Origin of the sequence: Robertmurraya sp. DFI.2.37 (assembly GCF_029211245.1) — a bacterium.
GTDB classification, from domain to species: domain Bacteria; phylum Bacillota; class Bacilli; order Bacillales; family Cytobacillaceae; genus Robertmurraya; species Robertmurraya methanolica_A.
The window spans coordinates 20917-43506 of sequence record NZ_JARGEJ010000022.1; the positions used below are offsets into that span (position 1 = coordinate 20917).

Genomic DNA, 22590 nt, shown 5'->3' on the forward strand with positions numbered 1-22590 from the left:
TGTGATTAAAAAAGGAGTACAGCTATGAATAAGTTAGGTAAATTACTGGTATGTATCCTTTGTGTGACAACTCTTGCTGGTTGCTGGGATCGGACAGAAATAAATGATTTGGCATTTGTCATTGCTACTGGGCTAGACAAAGAAGATGAAAATCACTTTCGTGTCTCTGTTCAAGTCCCTTTGCCGAGTGCGATGGGTGGTCCGAATGGCGGTGGGGGAGGTACTAGTGGAAGTGAACCGTACTACGTGGATTCTGGATTTGGGCGCAATATTCGCGAAGCGGATGATGACCTACAAAAAAGAATGTCAAGGCAGCTTTTATTTTCACATCGAAGAATCTTTATTTTTGGGGAGGAAATGGCAGCAAACGGAATAGAACGGACTTTAAACTTAATTTTAGAACACCCTGAATCAAGGTTATCAACATATTTACTAATCGCAAAAGGGGATGCACTTGATATTTTAACAGCCACTCCTCATTTTGAAGAGTTGCCCTCGGAAGCGGTGAGAGAAATGGTGAAAACATCACTTGATATGGATACTCGTAATATCATTAATGCTCTTAGTCTTCCTGGAAAGGACCCTGTTATTCCAGTGGTGGAAACAGTAAAAACAAGAAATAAAGGGAATGATGAACGAGAGGAAATTCAAATAAACAGTGTCGCGATTATGAAAGACGATAAATTAGTCTTTTTTACGAATGAAGAAGAAACGAATGGCATCTATTGGCTTTTACAGAAGATGAAGCGAAGAAAGGTGACAGTTTCGGTCGAAAAGGATTCTGAACTTAATATTGAGATCCGTGACTATAAGATTGCCCCCACATATAAAAAAGCTCATGGTATTCCTGAATTTTCTATTAAACTCCATGTTGAAGGCATCCTATCACAGAATGAAGCAAGGCTTGATTTAGAGGATCATGAAATTTATAAAATGGTGAAAAATAAGTTTGAGAATCATATAAAAAATGAAATTGAAGCAGTCATCAGCCATGCACAGTCAGAAGGTGTCGACCCATATGGACTTGGCTATTCGGTCTATAGAAGAAGTAATCGTTATTGGGAAAAGCAATTATCGACACAATGGAGAGAGCTATTACCAGATATAAAAGTGAATGTTGATGTAGAGGCAGACATCGTCAGGATAAATAATAAAGGTATTAAGGTAAGGGAGGCATAGGAAAATGCAGATTCTCCTCATTTTAATCATTTGTTTGCTTATTTATTTTCTTAAAATAAGAAAGCTGCTGCTTAAAGATAAGCAAGAGAGACGTTGGTATTTGCTTTTGTCAGCATTATGTATCATGCTGGCAATCGCTTTGATGCTGGAGTTTCCGTTGTATGTAGTCACGAGTTTTTTTAACTATACTTTAGGTGAAATCACCAAGCAAGTGATTAAAATATGAAACAAGAACAAATATCTCCGTTTCAATTAACTTGTCTCATTGGTAATTTTATTTTTACTGGTGTGCTGATATCTGTGCCGCAAATATTAGTTGAAATTTCAAAACAAAATACATGGATTGTCATATTGTTTACCTATATTTTGACAACAACGTTTTTTTATTTAATATGTAGGAAACCAGAAAAATTGGAAAAACTGAAGTCATTATTTAACATTGATAAAAGGACGTGGATAAAAAAAGTCTTTTTCAGTGTCCTATCTATGTATTTATTGTTTATTTACATCCGTGATTTTCGAGCCTTTACTAGCTTTATTGATGGCATCTTACTTCCTGACACTCCAATTGATATTATTGCATTATTAACAACATTAACATTGATTTATATAAGCTTAACGGGTATTGAGGTTATTTCAAGGGTTACCGTCATTCATTTTATTACCATATCTATAGTAGTGATATCATTGCCATTTTTATTATTAAACGAAATTCAGTTAACAAATCTTCTCCCTTTCGGAGGTCTTCATTCTGGTGCAGAAATTTTAAAGTCAACATACATTTTTTTTCCTTGGATGACGGAAGCGATTGTGATTGTATTTTTATTTGTTTTTCTCCATCCTATTTCTCACTTGAATAAAGCAGGTATAATCGGCATAAGTTGTGGATTTTTTCTCCTATTTATTTTAATTTTTTTAAACATTACTGTACTAGGTGTTGCCATTACGTCTGAAGCAACTTACCCCAATATAAAATTAATACAGCAAATTAATTTAACAGATTTTTTAGATCGATTAGATTTGGTTATTGAGGTTGTATGGATTCCAACTATGCTATGTAAGGTATCGTTATTACTATTTGCGCTCAATAGATTATTCAATACTTTCAGGCGTAAGGATTCTGACTTTAACCTTGTTCCACTTGCACTTTTGCTCAGTTTAACGATACGCCTATTTAAAAATAATATTGATGGAATTGAATATTCTTTTTTTACTTGGCCGACAAAAGGCTTGTTGCTTGAATTAATTATTGTATTCCTTTTTCTCATACTCAAAAGGGGAAAGAGCGACAAAGTAAAAAAAATGAGCAAAAAATATGATGGCATTAATTGATATAATGAAGATTTTTAGTCAGTACTCGTTCTCCTCAAGATGTTAACTCTAATGAACATCTTGAGAGGAACGGAACACAACAATTCCGAGCATGCTTGCTCCTCCTAGTTTTTAGTTAAGGCTTTATTTTAAGTTTTTGTTGCTTTTGTCTCTGACCATTCAATTCTACTGAATAATGTGCGAAACGAAGGGATGAGCGAAAATTCGTTTATCAATAACAAAGCTTATGTAAAAAACTCGATAGCATCTTCAATGAAATGAACGGTACTTATGCGTATTAAATCCGGTCAGATTTAATGAGTTATTTTTTTGTTAAGTTTGCCATATCTGCTTTCTAACAGGTTATTTTTTCTGGTTTTAATTCCTACAATAATAGTAAGCTAAAATAATTTAAGTTGTCAGGCAAGTTTCTTATGAGTTAAAATGTTTACTAGATGAAACTTTTTTATATGAATGCATAGCTTCTTATGTAGAAAAGAGAGTGCACTTCAAGTAAGTAATAAAATAGAATTTTCTCTTTGAACAAAAATGGGAAAGTCAGTTAGAAGGAGAATGAGAAATGGATGAAAATTTATTGCTTGCCTTTGGTCTCACATTAATGGCTGGATTAGCAACAGGCATCGGTAGTGTTCTCGCCTTTTTTACAAAGACAACGAATACTAAGTTCCTCTCTCTTGCTCTTGGTTTTTCCGCTGGTGTGATGATTTATGTTTCGATGATTGAAATTTTTGTTAAGGCAAAAGATGCGTTAGTAAGTTCATTAGGCGAAGCAGGAGGTAATTGGGCAACAGTTGCTGGTTTTTTTGGGGGAATGCTTCTTATTGCACTTATTGATAAATTTATTCCAAAACAAGGGAATCCTCATGAATTGAAAAAGGTTGAAGACATGGATTCTGACAAGAAAGCAGTGCAGGATTCTGTTCTATTAAAAATGGGGACATTTACAGCACTTGCCATCGCGATACATAATTTTCCAGAAGGAATCGCCACATTCACGTCTGCTTTGCAAGATCCAGCACTCGGGGTGCCAATTGCGATTGCGATTGCGATCCATAATATTCCAGAAGGGATCGCCGTATCAGTTCCTGTTTATTTTGCAACAGGGGATCGAAAAAAAGCTTTCAAGCTTTCTTTTTTATCTGGCTTATCAGAACCAATAGGTGCAGTGGCAGCGTACTTTTTACTAATGCCATTCTTAAATGATATTATGTTTGGTGTTATTTTTGCAGGCGTTGCCGGGATTATGGTCTTTATTTCTCTTGATGAACTATTACCAGCAGCAAAGAAATTTGATGAAGCCCATATTTCTATATACGGTTTAATTGCTGGAATGGCTGTGATGGCCCTTAGTTTGTTATTAGTAATCTAAACTGCAAAAATAAAGCTGATTCAATTGCTCTTTTTTAAGAACAATTGAGTCAGTTTTTTATATCGGTGTTACTTTTTGATTTATTTGTTCTCGAATGGAGAGCGGCTTGAACCTTTTAGTGTAGCTCAAAGAGGTGTGAAAAAACACTTCTCGCATCCATATGTTTACTAAAGGTTGTTCGGATGTTAATGAGATATTCCGGGTATTCCATTATCAACATTATTGTAAATAAAACAATGATAAAAAGACGGAACAATCCAGATTGCTACTAGAAATTCACGATAATAAAAATTATAATGAGATTACTTGAGCAAATGTCTGATCATAAAATATTTGCGAAAAGGTATGCTAGAGGAGTGTAGAAGTTGGCAATTCATGATATCCCGCTTAGAGAAAAATGCATTATTTTTATCGGTTTCATGGGGGTTGGAAAAACAACGATTGGCAGTGTAGTGGCAAAAAAATTGTATCGAGATTTTTATGATGTGGACGTGGAAATTGAGAAAGAATATGGGATGTCTGTAAAGGATATATTTAAAACCTTTGGAGAAGAGGAGTTTCGCAAAAAAGAAAAAGAAATGATATTTAAGCTGTGTGACCAGCGGCTAAATATCATTTCCTTAGGCGGCGGAGCATTTTTGCAAAGCGAGATAAAGGAGCGCTGTTTAAAAGATGGCATTGTTTTTTTCCTTGATTTATCATGGGATTCTTGGAAGGATAGAATCAGCTTGCTGATCGATAGTCGCCCAGTATTGCAAGGGAGGACGCTTGAAGAAATTGAAGATCTCTTTCATTCAAGACAGAAAATCTATTCCCTCCATCACTCAAGAGTGGAAACAGACGATCTTGAAATCGAAGAAATAGCCAATTATATAGTTGACTCCATAAAACTAGCTTGGGATTTATATGAGCCAAATGAATAATGTTAAAGGAGTGATCACCTCATTGAGAATAAGACTTGTTAAAGCGATTCCTAACATGTTTACACTCGGGAATTTATATTGCGGTTTCTTGTCAATTGGTTTTGCCTCATATGGGGAGTATAAAAATGCAGCGATTCTTATTTTAATTGGGATGATGCTGGATAGCATGGATGGTCGCCTTGCGAGAATGTTAAAAGCTGATAGCATTTTAGGAAAAGAATTAGATTCGTTAGCAGATATTGTTTCTTTTGGTGTAGCGCCATCGTTTTTAGTGTATTATACATATTTTTATCAATTTGAGTTAATTGGCTTACTGATTGCAGGACTATTTCCATTGTTTGGTGCATACCGTTTGGCCCGTTTTAATATAAGTACGGATAAATCCACTCTCAATTATTTTATCGGTGTCCCTATTACCGCGGCCGGTGGAATTCTTGCTCTCCTTACATTATTTGGGGGTAGACTTCCTGACATAATTACGACCGTTGTGTATACAGCGCTATGCTTTTTGATGGTGAGCAGAATTCGAATTCCGAGTTTGAAAGAAGTGCCTCTTCCAAAATACGGAACCATCGTGACGATATTTTTAGGCTGTCTCCTCTATGTTATATATAAAGGCACCTATGGAAACTTCCCGTATTTAATTTATATTGCCGCTCCATTATATGTCACATATTTAGCCTATCGCTTTGTGAAAGGCAGGCATAATAAAAAAGAAATCGAATAATGACAAGCCAACTCTTTCAAATTGATGAGAGTTGGTTTTTTTCTTTATTTCGCTTCATTCTGATCTTGACAGCAAAAAAAAGGATACTTATAGTTAAATTGTTGAATAGTTAAACATGTTAATTAATTGGAGGATGCCACATATGTCAAATGATAATATTCAGCAATTAGTAAATCGTTATGTGGATGTATCTTTTTCAGTAACAAAGAAGGCGGAAGCATTAATTACAGAACAGTTAGGTAGCAAATTGACCCATGATCAACTCTACATAATTAGATACATAAATCGCGTTGGCTCGTGTACTTCAACTGCTCTTGCAGAAGAGTTTGAAGTGAAGAAAAGTGCCATTACAGCAATAATTAACAGACTGTGGGAAAAAGGATTTATTCAAAGAACTCGAGATGAAAAAGACCGCCGAGTTGTCTATTTAACATTAACGGAAAAAGGTGAGGAGTTATTTTGGAGGATCGACAAAAGGATTCAGCAATTAGTAGAAGAATTAATTTCCCAGTTTGAACCATCTGAAATCGAACAATTTATTGAGACATATGAGAAGTTAAACCATGCTTTAGTTGAACAAAAGAATAAAAAATAGAGTTTTATCTGCCTGTATAAATTGGTGATTAGGGGATAGGAAAATGAATTTTATTATTAAAAATAAATGGATAGTCTTGACCTTGTGGATTATAGTAGCTGTTGGTTTATTTTTTATTGCTCCGAACATGGGGGAACTAGTACGTGAAAAGGGGCAACTTAAAGTGCCGGATGAATACTCATCATCCTTATCTGGAAGGATTTTGCAGGAAGCTCAAGATCAAGAAGGTGGACAGAAAGAAACAACAGTTGCCTTGGTATTTCATAATGAAGAAAAATTGACGAATGCAAATATAGAAGAAGCAGAGCGAGCAATACAACTTCTAGAAGAAAAGAAAGAAGAACTTGGGATTACTAAGATCTTAACGCATTTTAATGAATCGCTTCTTCAGGATCAACTTGTTTCAGAAGATGGGAAAGCAATCCTTGCTTCCATTAGCCTAAAATGGGAAGAGCGAGAACAAGGTGAAGTTAAGGAAGCTTTATATCGAACGTTGGACGATATAGAAGTAGATCATTATTTCACAAGTGAATGGCTTATAAATGAAGATTTGGTTAACAGTTCCCAAGAAGGATTAAAAAAGACAGAAGGGATTACTGTTGTCTTTATTTTAGTTGTACTTCTCTTAGTCTTTAAATCTTTTATAGCTCCATTGATTCCATTGATCACGGTTGGTTTTACTTATTTAACATCGCAATCGATCGTATCGTTTCTAGTTGATCAATTGAATTTTCCCATTTCTACCTATACACAAATTTTTTTAGTTGCAATACTTTTTGGAATTGGAACGGACTACTGTATTTTACTATTAAGTCGATTTAAGGAAGAGCTATCTCAAAGAGAGACGGTAGCTGCTGCTATTGTTGAAACGTACCGCAATGCTGGAAGAACCGTTTTATTTAGTGGTATTGCTGTCATGATTGGATTTGCTGCAATTGGATTTTCCCAATTTATTCTTTATCAATCGGCAGCGGCTGTTGCTGTAGGTGTTGCCATTTTACTGCTCGCTCTCTTTACGTTAGTTCCGTTTTTCATGGCAGCGCTTGGAGGAAGGCTCTTTTGGCCATCAAAAAATAGCGCTGAACATAGCGATAGTAAACTGTGGATGTTAGCAGGAAAGTTTTCATTGGGAAGACCATTCGTATCATTGCTTGTGGTAGCAATCATTTGCGTCCCATTTTTGCTTTCTTATGATGGCGAGCTATCCTTCGATTCTATGGAAGAAATAAGTGGGAATGTTGGCTCGATTCAAGCGTTTGATGTAATAGCAGCTAGCTTTAGCCCTGGTGAAGCTATGCCCACGACAATTGTGCTCAAAAATGATGAAGCGATGAATTCTGTGGAGTACATTACACTTGCCGACCATATCACGAAGGAATTAGAAAAAATAGAAATGGTAAAAACGGTACGTTCTGTTACAATGCCTACAGGTGCACCGATCGAAGATTTTCTTGTTGCAAAACAAGCGGAGGCTTTAGAAGAAGGGCTTGACGCTGGAAAAGAGGGGATATTGAAAATTAGCACTGGTTTGCAGGAGGCGAGCAAAGAATTAACTAATTCTGAACCAGAGCTTACTGAGGCGGCGAATGGGATTAATGATTTAGTTTCTGGCACTGGTCAGCTACAGCATGGTTTAACAGAAATTGAAATAAATTTAGCTAAAATTGAAAAAGGTATTCGTCAGGGGTCTGCTGGTTCAACAGAAATTATACAAGGATTAGAACAAGCAAAATCAGGAGCAGAGCTATTGCTAGATCAGTATAGAAGTGAGCTTCTGGAAAATTATCAGGTTATAGGTAGCAATCTTGCGCAGTTAACATCAGGATATCAGCAGGTTGCTGCAGCAATGGGCAGATTAGCAGATACAACAGCTACACTGTTTAATCATTTGGACAATCATTATGAAGAACTTGCTTCAGATCAGCAATATCAAGTATTAAAAGGAACAATGAATGGGTATTTTCATGGCGTTCCTAATCAACAGCAAGGCTTGTTAGATTCTATCGCTCCATTAATTGATGGGTTATCAGGGCTCAATGAAGGAATGGCGAAGGCAAACAAAGGTTTCGATTTAGCTCTAAAAACAGGAAAGAACGAATTAGGTACAGGGCTCCAGCAGTTAATTGATGGGATTGAAGCCCAAAGAAGAGGGTTGACTGCGTTGGCGGATGGTCAAGACTTGATTGTCAGCAATGTACCGAAGTTAACTAGCGGCTTAGACAACGTTAATGAGGGGCAAAAACAGCTCCTTGCTGGATTTGATGATATTAATGGACAGCTATCATTACTTACAGATGGACTTGAACAAAGCGCAGATGGTTTAAATCAAGTATATGAAGGTTTAGGTTCAGCACAAAACTATCTTTCTGGTTTATCAGAGGCTGGAGAAACGAGCGGTTTATATTTGCCACCTGAAGTGTTAGAAAGTGACGATTTCATTCAAGTGCTAGACACATATATGTCTAAAGATCGTAAAATAATGACAATGGATGTCATTTTTGATGCAAGTCCATACTCTAATCTAGCGATCGCTCAAGTTGATGAAATGAAGGAAGCGGTTGAACGTGCTACGAAAGGAACGAAATTAGAGAATGCGATTGTGGCCGTAGGGGGTATTACTAGCACTAACGCTGATTTAAGCACGATGTCTGGAAAGGATTACTCTAGAACAGTAGTATATATGTTGATTGGGATTGCCATTATATTAGTCTTTCTTTTCCGTTCATTAATCATGCCTCTTTACATCATTGGTTCGCTCATTCTTACATACTTTACTTCGATGGCGGTTAATGAAGTACTATTTGTTAATATTTTAGGCTATGCAGGCATAAGTTGGGCCGTCCCGTTTTTTGCCTTTGTCATTCTTGTTGCTCTAGGTGTAGACTATAGTATCTTTCTCATGGATCGCTTCAATGAATATAAAGAGCTAATAATCGCTCAAGCAATGTTTATGGCTATGAAAAAGATGGGAACGGTCATTATTTCAGCGGCAGTTATTTTAGGAGGTACTTTTGCGGCAATGATTCCTTCTGGTATGTTGTCCTTATTACAAATTGCATCCATTACCATTGTCGGGTTATTTTTGTATGCTTTCGTTGTACTGCCACTCTTTATTCCTGTCATGGTCAAAAACTTTGGTGAGGCAAACTGGTGGCCATTTAAAAGAGTTTAATCATTTTGAAGCACGGTTATACCGTGTTTCTTTTTTTGAGGCCCTCGAACATTTCTCAATCATTTTGGCGCTGAATGGAAAAAAACTCTTGAAACAAGGAAACTGTAGGTATATGATAAGAGAAAATATTTTAACATACAGATAATTTAAACAATTATCAAAAAGAGTAGCGATTTCACATCATTGGCAAAAGCGAAATCGACTCGTCAAATTGATTTTTTAGACGATATTTAAAAAAGGAAGGGACCCAAATGGATTATTCATTCTCAGAGCAAACAAAGCACTTTAAATCTTCTGCTGTGCGAGATATTTTAAGTGTCATCCAACAAGGAAATGTTATATCTTTTGCAGGAGGACTGCCTTCTGATGATTTCTTCCCGATTGAAGCAGTGCAAAGTGCATATGAAAAAGTGTTTGCTTCTGGACGCTCATCATTGCAATACGGTTTAACAGAGGGATTTACTCCGCTGAGGGAAGTTTTACAAACTGTGATGACAAATAAAGGAATTACGTCAACAGTTGAGAAAACTTTGTTAACAACGGGTTCCCAGCAGGTAATAGATTTATTTTCTAGAATCATGCTAGCAGAAGGCGATGTAGTCCTAACGGAGGATCCGACCTACTTAGCGGCATTGCAAGTTTTCCGCTCCTATGGAGCAAAAGTTATTGCCGTAAAGGGAGACGAAAACGGAATGGACCCGCATGATTTAGAAGAAAAAATGCGCGTTTATCAGCCGAAATTTGTTTATGTTGTCCCGACTTTTTCGAATCCGGAGGCAAAGATTTGGAGTGCTGAAAGACGACAAAAATTAGTCGAATTATGTTACCAATATCATGTTTTAACATTGGAAGATGATCCTTATGGAGAATTAAATTTTACCAATGATACTTTTGAGCCAATCGCCTCTTTTGATGAAAAAGGAAGCCATATACTGTATACAAGTACATTTTCCAAAACAGTTGTTCCAGGGTTAAGAACTGGTTGGGTAACAGGTCCAGATGAAGTGATAGCGATGATGTCTCAGGCTAAACAAATGACTGATCTGCATTCGAGCTCCATTGATCAACAGGCCCTTTATTATATTATGCGAGATTTCGACTTGCAAAGACATATTGAAACGTTGCGAAAAGAATACTATGTTCGGATGACGATTATGCGAGACTATTTAAATAAGCTTGATCGGGGATTGTTTAAATGGAAGGAACCAAAGGGCGGTATGTTCATGTGGATCGAAGGCGATGAAGAGCTTGATGCTACGAGTCTTCTCGGAGAAGCGGTTAAAAATGGCGTCGCATATGTTCCTGGTACTCCATTTTATGTGAATGAGCCTAAGTTAAATACCTTCCGATTAAATTTCAGTCATTCTACGCCGGATAACATTAAACTCGGAATGGATCGCTTAGTTTCTGTATTGACAAGACAAGTAACTGTTTAATGAAGAAAGAGTCAGTGAGTATAAGCTGACTCTTTTTTTGGAAGTGTTCATTTTGCTAGAATTGTCCTAATTGTGATTTCAGTCGATTTTAGTTATTTTTTAAAATGTGTTATAAATGTTTTCACATTCTTCTGCTGTTGGCTCATAGAAACAGTGGAGCTTAAATCTGCCAGCAAGTGGTTGGTTGTACCATTGAGGTGGACAGTCTCCCGAAGGTCTAAAGTACCATAAACTAAATTTCGATGGCCACACGCGTTCTCCAGCGATTGCTCGCCGTGCTAATTTTCTCTCGACTTCTCTTGCAGGTTGGTAAAAGTATCCTTTCTGTGTCGCTTCAAAAGCATGTGGTTGGTAGATCATTTCAGAAATAGTTCGGATTCCTTCAAAGTCTGAACAATTTCCTCTTATGCGATTTATCCCAACATTGCCAACCATTAACATTCCATCAAGACCTTCTCCTTCAGCTTCTGCTCTAAGCAGTCTTGCTAGCAAATCAATATCTGCATTCGTTGCTTTTACAACTGCCATTTTCTCACCCCCGGCGTATTCATACACCTATCCTATTCAAATCTTTAATGATGTTTCTTGAAAAAATGCTGACTTTTTGAAATTACTGAGTTAGAAGTGAATAGAAAAGAAAATTTGAAATAAATTTACAATAGTAGCTATCTTAATCATAAATGATAGTAGTACAATGGAAATAAAGATCATTCATTTCCTTTATCAGGAAATGTAAGGGGAGTCAAGGATGGCAGCATTAACCAATCGATTATTGGTCATTTCACTGGATTGTTTGTCAGCGAAAGATTATCCAATTATAAAAAAACTTCCAAATTTTAAAAGAATTTTTAAGACTGGCTCATTTATTCGTGAAGTGGAGACGATCTATCCATCATTGACATATCCATGTCATACTACCATTGTTACCGGAAGGCTACCAAAACATCATGGCATTATTAATAATACTTTATTACAGCCTGGAAATCGTTCTCCTGATTGGAATTGGTACAGAAGGAACATAAAGGGGACAACCTTGTATGATGAGGCCCATAAAGCCAATTTGACGACTGCTGCATTGTTGTGGCCGGTTACTGGAAAAGCGAAATCAATCGATTATAATTTGCCAGAAATTTTTGCCAACCGTAGATGGCAACATCAAATCATTGTCTCGTTAATGAATGGAAGCCCGCTCTATCAGTGGGAATTAAATAAGCTTTTTGGGCATATCCGCAATGGTTTGCACCAACCTGAGCTGGATGATTTTGTATTAGAATCAGCTGTCCATACGCTCCGAACGAAACGACCAAATTTAATGCTCATTCATTTTACCGATCTTGATGCGATGAGACATTCTTACGGGGTTTATTCAGAAGAAGCAGTTGAAGCGCTTCACCGCCACGATGATCGACTAGGGACCATTCTTGATGCTATAGAAGAAAATGGTGATCTTGCAGAAACGACCATTGTCGTACTGGGAGATCATGCCGCACTGGATGAAAACAAAGCCGTTAAGATAAATGTCGCTTTGCGCAACAATGGATTAATGACTGTTAATGGAAAAGGGAAAGTGACTGATTGGAAAGCATACTGTAAAGGATGTGATGGTTCAGCATATATTTATGTTAAAGATAAAAATGATAGTGAAACACAGAATAAGCTAAAAAAGCTCCTTCATGATTTAATGCAAGAGCAAGAGCACGGTATTGAAATGGTGCTGACGAAAGATGAAGCGTCAGCATTAGGGGCAGACCCTGAATGCTGCTTCATGTTGGAAGCGAAGCTTGGATATTATTTTATTGAAGACCATTTTGGTGAGTATATAAACATCGTCAATTTACATAATCGAGGAGAAAATGATAAATATATGTTAGCTTCGCATGGATACTCCCCCAATAAACAAGAATATAAGACATTTTTTCTTGCATCTGGCAAAGGGGTTCGAACAAATGCTGAAGTGCCATTTGCTAGACTTATTGATATTGGGCCAACATTAGCTAAGTTGATTGGGGTAGATTTGGGCAAGATAGATGGACAAGTGATTTCAGAGTTATTAGAGGGGGATTAATGTGGGAAAAAAATACAGTACTCCAGAGAAAAGCTGGGCCCTCTATGATTGGGCCAATTCTGCTTATACAATTGTGATTGTGACAGCGATTATGCCATTATATTTTAAATCAGTTGCCACTGAGGCAGGAATTTCGGGCGCAACCTCGACCGCATATTGGGGCTATGCCAATTCAATAGCAACATTGATCGTTTCAATTTTAGCACCAATTTTAGGAACAATTGCTGATTTCAAAGGATTTAAGAAGCGTTTCTTTGTCTTCTTTACTGCCCTTGGGGTGGTTTTTACCTTGCTTTTAGCTGTAGTTCCTTCAGATCAATGGCTTATTTTATTAGTGTTTTTTGTGCTCACATCGGTAGGTTTTGCCGGTGCTAATGTCTTTTATGATGCATTTCTCGTTGATGTTACATCGGAAGAGAGAATGAATAAAGTTTCAGCTCATGGCTATGCTATCGGTTATATCGGCAGCACGATTCCATTTATTATTTCAATTGCAATTATTATTCTTGCACAGGAAAGTATTATTCCTCTATCAGTAACAGTAGCTAGTCAAATAGCTTTTGTGATCACGGCATTATGGTGGGGAACTTTTACCATTCCGATGTTGAAAAATGTGGAGCAAAAATACTATGTTGAAAGAGTTCCTAACCCAGTTAGGGCGAGCTTTAAAAAGCTATATAAGACAATTAAAAATATAAAAATGTACCGTCCGTTATTCTTATTTTTACTGGCTTATTTCTTCTATATTGATGGAGTTTCTACTATAATAAAAATGTCGACTGCATATGGTTCTGATGTAGGAATTAGTTCTTCGACACTTCTTATCGTTTTATTCATCACTCAAGTTGTGGCAGCGCCATTTACGGTCATTTTTGGGAAGTTTGGTACAAAATATGGAGATAAAAAAATGATTATGGTTGGTATCTTTATTTATATCTTCATTTGCTGCTATGCTTTCTTCTTAGATTCAGCATTAGACTTTTGGATTTTAGCGATGCTGGTTGGGACAGCGCAAGGAGGAATTCAATCATTAAGTCGTTCCTATTTTGCAAAACTAGTGCCGAAGGAATCATCAAATGAATTCTTTGGATTTTACAGTATTTTTGGAAAGTTTGCAGCGATAGCCGGTCCTGTTCTCTTGGGGGTAACGGCACAAATTACGGGTAATACAAGCTACGGTGTGTTTAGTTTAATCGTTTTATTTATCATCGGAGCTATTATTCTTACACGAGTACCTAATCCAGATGAAGTTGTGCTAGATCATGGAGTGGGAAAATAATAATGAAAGAGAAGCTGTATCAAAAAGTCATTAAAAATGATTTTTTGATATCAGCTTTTTCTTTTGTGTGCTTTTTTTGGTGTTTTTGGTTATTTTATGGTGGATATAAGGGGGATTTCCCCTTTTCGCTCAGTAACAAAGACACTGTTATTTCGCGAAAGGTTATTCGTTGAGAAAGAACAAATTTAACCTTAGTGAAGCATCGGTTTAAACGAGATCAAAAAGCAAGCGAAAGCTCGGTCATCGCTTGCTTTTTGAGATTTTTCAAGCCTTCACATTATCCACTACAAAAAAAGCTTGAGTTTGCCAATTCGACTTACTGCTTCGATAATCCGGTCTTCATCAACAAGAAATCCTACGCGTACGTAACCTTCGCCAAATTGACCAAAACCATTGCCGGGTGCCACTACAACGTCTGTTTTTTCAAGCAGAAGCTCAGCAAATTGTTCGCTTGTAAAGCCCGTTGGAACTGGTAACCATGCAAAAAAAGAGCCAGCTGGCGCCTCGACTTTCCAGCCAATTTCCTGACATGCTGCAAGCAATGCATTCCGTCGTTTCTCATAACGGGCAACCAGCTCGACTACACAAGTTTGTTCTTCTGTTAATGCTGAAACAGCAGCCTTCTGAATCGCTGGAAATAAGCTAACATAAAGATGATCCTGAATGAGGTTTAATGCTTCTATAATCTTTGCATTGCCAACTGCAAAACCAACACGCCATCCAGCCATATTATAGGTTTTCGATAATGTGTACATTTCAACTCCAATATCTTTTGCTCCTTCTGCTTGAAGAAAGCTTACTGGTTTCTTGCCGTCAAAGCCAATTGCACCATAAGCAAAATCATGAAGAATGGTTATATGGTTTTCCTTAGCAAAACGAACGGTCTCTTCAAAAAATGCCAGATCGGCTGTCGCTCCCGTTGGATTATTGGGATAATTTAAATACATCAGTTTAGCTGCCTCGACCTGTTCTTTTGCAATGGATTTAAAATCAGGCAAAAATTGATTTTCTGCTTTGAGTGGAAATAAATGATACTTTACGTTAGCAAGCACTGCCCCGGAAAGATAATCAGGATAACCAGGGTCGGGAAGAAGCATCAAATCACCTTCATTTAATAAACAAAGTGGAAGTTCAACAAGACCAGTTTTTGTACCGAAAAGAATGGCAACTTCTTGATTTGGATCGATTTCAACTCCATAGTGAGTTTGGTAGAAATGGGCAGCGGCTTCTCTTAATTCCTGTAGGCCGCGAAAGGGTGAGTATTTATGCATATTTGGATCCTCAACAGCATTTTGAAGTGCCTTAACAATATGATTTGGAGTTGGCTGGTCGGGATTACCTTGTCCTAAATTGATAATATCTCTGCCTTCTGCTATGGCTTTATTTACTTTTTTTACGAGACTAGCAAAAAATTGAACGGGTAGCATTTTTAATCTTTCGGAATATTCCATATGTTCCACCTTTAAAAAGTATTTGCGATTTTATATCAAATTCTATAATCTTTAAATAAAAATGTCTAGAGGGAGGCAATTATGAAAATTGCATGTGTACAAATGAATATCGAATTTGGTGAACCGATAAAAAACTTTGCTGCTGTTAAACATTATATAGAAGAGGCAGCAAAAAACGGAAGTGATACGATAGTTTTACCTGAGATGTGGAATACAGGTTATGCTTTAACTGAACTTAATAGAATAGCAGATGAGAATGGAGAGAGGACAAAACAGTTTTTACAGGAGCTTGCTTATCAACATCGAGTAAATATTGTTGGGGGATCTGTTGCAACAAAGCGGAGTGAGAGATTCTATAATACGATGTATGTCGTTGAAAGAGGAGGTAGCGTGACTTCTGAATATGATAAAGCTCATTTGTTCAAGCTGATGGATGAACACCTTTATATGGAGCCGGGGCAAAAGCTTAACCGATTTCAACTTGACGGCGTGGAATGCGCTGGAGTCATCTGCTATGATTTAAGATTCCCTGAATGGATCCGAACTCATGTATTACAAGGTGCTAAAGTAGTCTTTGTTCCTGCTGAATGGCCGAAAAAGAGAATTGATCATTGGCAATTATTACTCCAGGCAAGAGCAATTGAAAATCAATGCTATATTGTTGCCGTTAATCGTGTCGGAAATGATCCAGACAATGAATTTAATGGACATTCAATGATCATTGGCCCATGGGGAGAGCTCCTCGTCACGAACGAAGAGGAAGAAGGTATTTTTTACGCGGAAATAGATATGAAGGAAGTGGAAGATGTGCGGCAAAGGATTCCCGTATTTGCAGATAGACGTGAGGAATTGTATTCTCTTAAAAAATAATTTTTTTCTGAAACGGATTGATATCCGCGATGTAAGCGCATCACATAAAAATAAAGAATCAATTAACTATTGACAGATAATTTGTCCACTAGTATTATCTAAATTACATTCTAATTAAAATTTTCAAACTTATCCAGAGTGACCGAGGGACATGGCCCTATGACGTCCGGCAACCCCCTTTTTTTGGGAAGGTGCCAATTCCTGCAGAATGGTTATACATTCTGAAAGATAAGTCGAGATATAGTATTTCGATGCGTCTTTCAGTAGAAGGGCGCATTTTTTAATTGTTTACTAGATTATTCCGTGAAAGTTGCCTGATTTTAAATTGTATCTCTGCAAACGTCAGGTCGATCTGTTCGATATCTACTACGGAAGAACTGCAATCGCGGGTTCATATTTCCTTTAGGCCGTTATCTTTGTCAATGAAAGGCTGCTAGAGGAGCATTCTAAGCAGACCAGAGTAGTTTCAATCTTAATTGCTCAAAAGGAGCTTCTTACTAAGTATGTGAAAAATGGGGTTTGTGTATGATAGAAATTCAAAATCTTTCAAAGATATACAAAACAAAAAAGGGCGAAGTTAATGGTGTTGATAATGTCTCACTATCCATTGAAAAAGGTGAGATTTATGGGATTGTCGGCTATTCTGGTGCTGGCAAAAGCTCATTGCTCCGCTGCATTAATTTACTTGAGCGTCCAACGACTGGACACTTAACTGTCGATGGAGTAGACCTAACTGTGCTACGTGGTGAAGCATTAAGATTAGCTCGATTAAAAATTGGGATGATCTTTCAACATTTCTATTTAATTAGTCAGAAAACAGTCTATGAAAATATTGCTTTTGCCTTAAAGGCAGCAAAGGTACCTGCTAAGGAAAGAACTGATAGAGTGGAGAAGCTTCTTGAAATGGTTGGTCTTTCCGAGAAACGGGATGTTTACCCTTCACAGTTAAGTGGTGGGCAAAAGCAAAGAGTAGCAATTGCAAGAGCATTAGCCAACAACCCAAAAGTGCTACTTTGCGATGAAGCAACATCTGCTCTTGATCCAACAACTACAAAATCAATATTGAATTTGCTTAAGAAAATCAATCAAGAATTAAAGATCACCATTGTCTTAATCACACATGAAATGAATGTAGTGAAAGAAATTTGTAATCGAATGGCCATTATGCAGGAAGGAAGAGTTGTTGAAGAAGGGGCTGTATACAATATTTTTGCCAGTCCGAAAACAGAGCTTGCCAAGGAATTTATTGCAAGCGTGGTGTCTTATGATATTCCTGAAACCATTGCTAATAGCTGTGAAGGTCCGATCGTAAAAGTAACGTTCCGTGGAAAGGTTGCAGGGGAAGGTGTTATTTCAGATACATTACAACAATATCAAGTTAAGGGGAATTTTTTGCATGGTTCTATTGAGTATATTCAAGATTTACCGCTTGGCATTTTTGTAATGGAATTAAAGGGTGAAAGAGAAGAAATTAAACAGGCGCTAAAATATATTGAAGAGCGTGATGCAGAGGTGGAGGTGTTGCGAGATGGGGTTTGATTTCGGACATTTCGTCGAACTTTTACCAGATATTAATACAGCCTTTCTCCAAACGATTTACATGATATCAATTTCTCTTGCCGTTGCTGTCATTGTTGGACTTCCAATTGGCATCCTATTGTATATCACAGATAAAGGGCTGTTTTGGGAAAATCAAGCTGTTCAAAGTATTTTAGGATTTATCGTAAATTTAGTTCGTTCAATCCCTTTTATCATTTTATTAGTAGCGCTGATTCCGCTCACTAAAGCTATTGTTGGTACTCAAATTGGTCCAGCGGCGGCAAGCGTCTCCCTTTCGGTTGCAGCCATTCCTTTTTTTGCACGCATAGTAGAAACGGCGTTAAGAGAAATTGATAAAGGTGTTATTGAAGCAGCTATTGCGGCTGGAGCGACACCGTGGATGATTATTAAAGATGTTCTTCTTTTAGAAGCAAAGTCAGGAATTATCTCTGGTGTTACGTTAACACTTATTAGTTTAATTGGTTTTTCAGCAATGGCTGGAACTGTTGGAGGTGGGGGAATTGGGGATTTGGCCATTCGATTCGGCTATTATCGCTATGATAATACGATCATGATAGCGACAGTTCTTATCCTCGTCATCTTAGTTCAAGTGATTCAAATCCTTGGTGATTTTATCGCAAAAGTTGTAGATAAGAGATAGCATTTATATATTGATATAAAAGAAATTTACGAGAGAGAGTGTGGGAAGAAAAGATGAAAAAATGGGTAAAATTAGCATTTGTATTGTTTGTACTAGGGTTTTTAGCAGCATGTGGGAGCAACGACTCAAATTCTGCTGCTGAAGGCGAAGAAACAAAGGAAATTCAAATCGGGGCAACAGCAGGTCCGTACAGTGACATGCTAAAGAAGGCAATTATCCCAGGCCTTGAGGAAAAAGGATACAAAGTGAAGGTGATTGAATTTAGCGATTATATCCAGCCAAACAACGCATTGGATAATGGTGATATTCAAGCAAATCTATTCCAACATACGATCTATTTAGAAAATTTTGCGAAAGAAAATAATATGGATTTAACAGCATTAATCACAGTTCCAACTGCACCTATGGGGATATATTCTAATGAATTTACATCGATCGAAGAAATTTCTGACGGTGCATCGATTACGATTCCGAATGATCCGACCAATGCAGCACGGGCATTTAATACACTTCAAGATGAAGGATTAATAGTTCTTGATGAAAATGCGGATCCGTTAACAGTGTCAGAAAAAGATATAATCGAAAACAAAAAAAATCTAAAATTCGAACCGATTGAAGCTGGACAACTTCCGCGCTCAGTGGAAAGTGCTGACCTTGCCGCAGTTCCTGGGAACTTTGCTCTAGCGGCAGGCATGGATTTATTAAGTGCTTTAGCATTGGAAAATATGCTCGATTCATATCGTAATGTTGTTGCTGTCAAAGCTGAGAATAAGGATGATCAGCTTGCAAAAGATATTGTCGAAATTGTTCAATCTGATTCGTTTGAAAAGGTGATCGATGACGAATTCCAAGGTTTTGGCAAACCAGAGTGGATGAATGAATAAATAATATAATGGTTTGACCCACTTCGATAATGAGTGGGTCTTTTTATAGAGGAGGGATTCTATATGCAGTCAATTTCCGTACACGGAGCACCAAGTGAGTATATTTTACAAGAGGGAGCACTTGAGCTTCTTGAGAGAAAGCTTGTGGAGAGAGGACTTAAACATATCCTCATTGTTCATGGCATGAAATCGTGGATTGCAGTTCAGCCATATTGGCCAACGTTTTCTGAAGTTGTTTATCAGGAGCATACTTATGGAGGGGAGTGTTCTTTAGATGAAATAACTGAATTAGCAAAAACTGTCGAGAAGGATGGCTTTGATGCAGTGGTCGGTGTTGGCGGAGGAAAGGTACTCGATTTAGTAAAAGCAGTTTGCGATATGACTCATACTCAAGCAATTTTAGTTCCGACACTTGCATCCAACTGTTCACCATGGACACCTCTTAGTGTCATATATGATCAAACTGGTGCTTTCATCAAATATGACGTCTATCCTATCTGCGCTAGTTTAGTCTTAATAGAGCCCAATATTTTACTTCAGGCACCAAAAGCAATGTTTATCGCAGGAATTGGTGATACATTGGCAAAATGGTATGAAGCAGATGTGCAAATGGAAAGATTACATAATAAACCAGTTCCATTGCAAATATCTCATTATACTGCACGGCAATGTAAAGTTCTTCTCATGGAACATTCAGAAGGAGCGCTCAAAGCGATAAATGCTGGTGCTTTAAATGATGATTTTATAAAAGTAGTAGAGACGATTATCGTTTTAGGGGGAATGGTTGGGGGGTTTGGTGACCATTATGGGCGTATTGCTGGTGCCCATTCCATTCACAATGGCTTAACTGCGTTAGTCGCAACTCATCACGTTTTGCATGGTGATAAGGTAGCATATGGAATTCTTGTACAGCTTGTTTTAGAAGGCAAACAACATGAAATTGAACTATTGCTTCCATTTTATCGCTCTCTCGGTTTACCGTACTCACTTAAGGGATTAGGAATTGAAGAAATAGAGGACGATATCGTAACCATGATCGCAGAGAAATCGACAATAAAAGAAGAATCTATTCATGTTTTGCCAATCGGAGATGTTGATGCAGATAGGGTTAAAAAGGCCATATATGAGTTAGAAACAATGATTGCCAGGAAACAAGTGTAGCGTTGAGAGCATCTTCCATTCTGTACGTGAAAATTTGTTGTCCATAGTGATATTTTATGAGATTCTATGCCAATAGCACCAAGCCTAGCGAAAATGTGAGGCTTGAATAAAAAACCTGGATAAGTTTGGACTGTATCTTCCGAATTATTCAGGTTTTTTTCGTTTATCTCGTTTAGGCTGTTCAAATTTGTAATTTCAATTAAGTAAACAAATAAGCCTCAGAATTCTTTTTAAGTAATTGTAAATGTTTGGTAAATATTTGTAAAATCTCTTGATTATTATGGTCAAATAGAATATGATTTTATTAGACCGACGGTCGGTCGATAAAAATGGAGGGTCAGTATGAGAATTTCGAAACCACATGATGAACGTAGAAATGAAATATTAGATGCTGCTGAAATGTTATTCACAATGAAAGGTTATTCAAAGACGACGGTGAATGACATTTTGAAAGAAGTTGGAATAGCTAAAGGAACCTTTTATCACTATTTTCAATCGAAGGAAGAAGTCATGGATGCTGTTGTTCAACGCTTTATTGATATTGGTGTGAATATGGCAAAATCAATTGCGGCCAAACCAGATTTAAAGGCTCCAGAAAAACTCTTTCAAATTCTTATGGCACAAAGAACTGATTCAGGGCGCAAAGAAGGCATGATTGAGGAGTTGCATGAGGCAAATAATGCAGAAATGCATCAAAAAAGTCTTGTTGAAACAATTCAACAATTAACCCCAATATTAACGAAGGTGATTGAACAAGGGATTACGGAGGGATACTTTTCAACCCCTTATCCAAAGGAAACAATCGAAATGTTATTGGTCTCTTCTCAGTTTTTATTTGATGAGGGAATCTTTGGCTGGCAATCGGATGAACTTCTACAAAAAGTGGTCGCTTTTGTTTATATTGTCGAAACAACATTAGGAGCTGAAAAAGGAAGCTTTCATTATTTGTTAGAGATGATGAAGCCGTCGAATATGACGGAAGATGGAGAGGGTGAAAATCACTCTTTATAAATGGGATGGTGAGAATGTTGGAATCGATCATTGTTGTGAAGGATTTTGTTAAGAAGTATGGCAGCTTTACTGCAGTGAATAAAATCTCGTTTGAGGTTAAGAGGGGGAGCATTTTTGCTTTATTAGGTCCGAATGGAGCTGGGAAAAGCACGACGATAAATACACTATGTACGATTTCGGAGAAAACCTCAGGATTTTTAACGATTGATGGAAAGGATGTTTCACGGGAGAAAGAAGCTGTTCGCAGAGAAATTGGTGTCGTTTTTCAAGACTCTACTCTCGATCAAAAAATGACAGTAGAAGAAAATTTACGAATGCATGCCCATTTTTATGCAATTCCGAAATCTTTAGTAAATGAGCGAATCGTTTTTTGTCTGCGTGTAGTTGATTTATTGGAGTGGCGCAAAGAGGTAGTTGGTCGCTTATCTGGTGGGATGAAAAGAAGAGTGGAACTGGCAAGAAGTTTACTTCATTTACCTAAGCTATTAATTTTAGATGAACCAACGACTGGTCTTGATCCTCAGACTAGAACGAGTATTTGGGATTATTTAATTAAGCTGCAAAAAGAAGAGGATCTAACCATTCTGTTAACGACTCATTATATGGATGAAGCGGAAATTTGTAATCAAGTCGCTGTTATCGATCATGGCAAAGTTGTTGCGTTTGATCAACCGAAGCATTTAAAGGAAAAGTACACAAAGGATAAAGCTTATCTTAGAACAAGTAATGAACAGGAATTAGAACGACTATTAAAGGATGGCAACTTTGTCTATCATCAAAACAGTTTCGGCGAATTTATGATCGAAGTTAATCATTTGTCCGAATTGCTTAAGATGATGAACGAGCATTCTCCTTATATAACCGATATGGAAATAAAAAAAGGGACCTTAAATGACGTTTTTTTGGAGATAACCGGTAGTGAAATAAGGGGGTAAG

Annotated in this window: 20 protein-coding genes and 1 riboswitch; of the genes, 18 read left to right on the top strand and 2 right to left on the bottom strand. The window is 37.3% G+C overall.

Annotated elements, in window-relative coordinates; genetic code table 11:
* The first annotated feature begins 24 nt into the window (after window positions 1–24).
* The 9 genes from PZE06_RS13185 (at window position 25) to PZE06_RS13225 (ending at window position 10733) form a co-directional block, all read left to right on the top strand.
* On the top strand, window positions 25–1179 hold the full coding sequence (locus tag PZE06_RS13185; RefSeq protein WP_150916299.1) for a Ger(x)C family spore germination protein: 1155 nt from the start codon (window positions 25–27) through the stop codon (window positions 1177–1179).
* Between the two features lie 4 nt (window positions 1180–1183).
* Window positions 1184–1405, top strand: coding sequence for a hypothetical protein (locus PZE06_RS13190; protein WP_150916301.1), 222 nt, complete (start codon window positions 1184–1186; stop codon window positions 1403–1405).
* Window positions 1402–2511: a GerAB/ArcD/ProY family transporter gene (locus tag PZE06_RS13195; RefSeq protein ID WP_150916303.1), complete on the top strand. Its 1110-nt coding sequence runs from the start codon at window positions 1402–1404 to the stop codon at window positions 2509–2511. Before PZE06_RS13190 ends, PZE06_RS13195 begins: the two co-directional genes overlap by 4 nt.
* 559 nt (window positions 2512–3070) lie before the next feature.
* Window positions 3071–3880: a zinc transporter ZupT gene (zupT, locus tag PZE06_RS13200; RefSeq protein ID WP_150916305.1), complete on the top strand. Its 810-nt coding sequence runs from the start codon at window positions 3071–3073 to the stop codon at window positions 3878–3880.
* 419 nt (window positions 3881–4299) lie between these two features.
* Window positions 4300–4803, top strand: coding sequence for a shikimate kinase (locus tag PZE06_RS13205; protein WP_191963234.1), 504 nt, complete (start codon window positions 4300–4302; stop codon window positions 4801–4803).
* 28 nt (window positions 4804–4831) lie between these two features.
* Entirely contained in the window at window positions 4832–5530 is a 699-nt protein-coding gene (gene pssA / locus PZE06_RS13210) for a CDP-diacylglycerol--serine O-phosphatidyltransferase (RefSeq protein ID WP_095306351.1), read from the top strand.
* A gap of 142 nt (window positions 5531–5672) precedes the next feature.
* Entirely contained in the window at window positions 5673–6125 is a 453-nt protein-coding gene (locus tag PZE06_RS13215; RefSeq protein ID WP_150916309.1) for a MarR family winged helix-turn-helix transcriptional regulator, read from the top strand.
* A gap of 43 nt (window positions 6126–6168) precedes the next feature.
* The gene (locus PZE06_RS13220) at window positions 6169–9297 is read left to right on the top strand and encodes an MMPL family transporter (protein WP_150916311.1); all 3129 of its coding nucleotides are present in this window, start codon (window positions 6169–6171) and stop codon (window positions 9295–9297) included.
* Between the two features lie 251 nt (window positions 9298–9548).
* A complete protein-coding gene (locus tag PZE06_RS13225) occupies window positions 9549–10733 on the top strand; it encodes an aminotransferase-like domain-containing protein (RefSeq protein ID WP_150916313.1) in 1185 nt (394 codons plus the stop codon).
* Window positions 10734–10832: 99 nt separating this feature from the next.
* On the opposite strand, the gene PZE06_RS13230 is transcribed toward PZE06_RS13225, so the two are convergent.
* A complete protein-coding gene (locus PZE06_RS13230; protein WP_150916315.1) occupies window positions 10833–11261 on the bottom strand; it encodes a cell wall hydrolase in 429 nt (142 codons plus the stop codon).
* A 220-nt stretch (window positions 11262–11481) separates the two neighbouring features.
* Between PZE06_RS13230 and PZE06_RS13235 the strand changes: the two genes are divergently transcribed.
* On the top strand, window positions 11482–12798 hold the full coding sequence (locus PZE06_RS13235; protein WP_150916317.1) for an alkaline phosphatase family protein: 1317 nt from the start codon (window positions 11482–11484) through the stop codon (window positions 12796–12798).
* A 1-nt stretch (window position 12799) separates the two neighbouring features.
* Window positions 12800–14077 (top strand): MFS transporter, encoded by a 1278-nt coding sequence (locus PZE06_RS13240; RefSeq protein ID WP_150916319.1) that lies wholly within the window; start codon window positions 12800–12802, stop codon window positions 14075–14077.
* 284 nt (window positions 14078–14361) lie between these two features.
* Here the strand turns inward: PZE06_RS13240 and PZE06_RS13245 are convergent, their stop codons facing one another.
* A complete protein-coding gene (locus PZE06_RS13245; protein ID WP_150916321.1) occupies window positions 14362–15528 on the bottom strand; it encodes a pyridoxal phosphate-dependent aminotransferase in 1167 nt (388 codons plus the stop codon).
* Between the two features lie 81 nt (window positions 15529–15609).
* Here PZE06_RS13245 and PZE06_RS13250 point away from each other — a divergent pair, with 81 nt between their 5' ends.
* The 7 genes from PZE06_RS13250 (at window position 15610) to PZE06_RS13280 (ending at window position 22589) form a co-directional block, all read left to right on the top strand.
* Window positions 15610–16398: a carbon-nitrogen family hydrolase gene (locus PZE06_RS13250; RefSeq protein WP_150916323.1), complete on the top strand. Its 789-nt coding sequence runs from the start codon at window positions 15610–15612 to the stop codon at window positions 16396–16398.
* A 126-nt stretch (window positions 16399–16524) separates the two neighbouring features.
* A riboswitch (SAM riboswitch) is annotated at window positions 16525–16633 on the top strand.
* A 290-nt stretch (window positions 16634–16923) separates the two neighbouring features.
* Window positions 16924–17937, top strand: coding sequence for a methionine ABC transporter ATP-binding protein (locus PZE06_RS13255; RefSeq protein ID WP_150916325.1), 1014 nt, complete (start codon window positions 16924–16926; stop codon window positions 17935–17937).
* Complete coding sequence (locus PZE06_RS13260) at window positions 17927–18598, top strand: methionine ABC transporter permease (protein WP_150916327.1); 672 nt, start codon at window positions 17927–17929, stop codon at window positions 18596–18598. Before PZE06_RS13255 ends, PZE06_RS13260 begins: the two co-directional genes overlap by 11 nt.
* 53 nt (window positions 18599–18651) lie before the next feature.
* Window positions 18652–19482: a MetQ/NlpA family ABC transporter substrate-binding protein gene (locus PZE06_RS13265; RefSeq protein WP_150916329.1), complete on the top strand. Its 831-nt coding sequence runs from the start codon at window positions 18652–18654 to the stop codon at window positions 19480–19482.
* 63 nt (window positions 19483–19545) lie between these two features.
* The gene (locus PZE06_RS13270) at window positions 19546–20643 is read left to right on the top strand and encodes an iron-containing alcohol dehydrogenase family protein (RefSeq protein ID WP_150916331.1); all 1098 of its coding nucleotides are present in this window, start codon (window positions 19546–19548) and stop codon (window positions 20641–20643) included.
* Between the two features lie 342 nt (window positions 20644–20985).
* Window positions 20986–21654 (top strand): TetR/AcrR family transcriptional regulator, encoded by a 669-nt coding sequence (locus PZE06_RS13275; RefSeq protein WP_150916333.1) that lies wholly within the window; start codon window positions 20986–20988, stop codon window positions 21652–21654.
* A gap of 14 nt (window positions 21655–21668) precedes the next feature.
* Window positions 21669–22589 carry an ATP-binding cassette domain-containing protein gene (locus PZE06_RS13280; RefSeq protein ID WP_225310686.1) on the top strand — a complete coding sequence of 307 codons (921 nt, stop codon included), beginning with the start codon at window positions 21669–21671 and terminating at the stop codon, window positions 22587–22589.
* Window position 22590 lies beyond the last annotated feature (1 nt).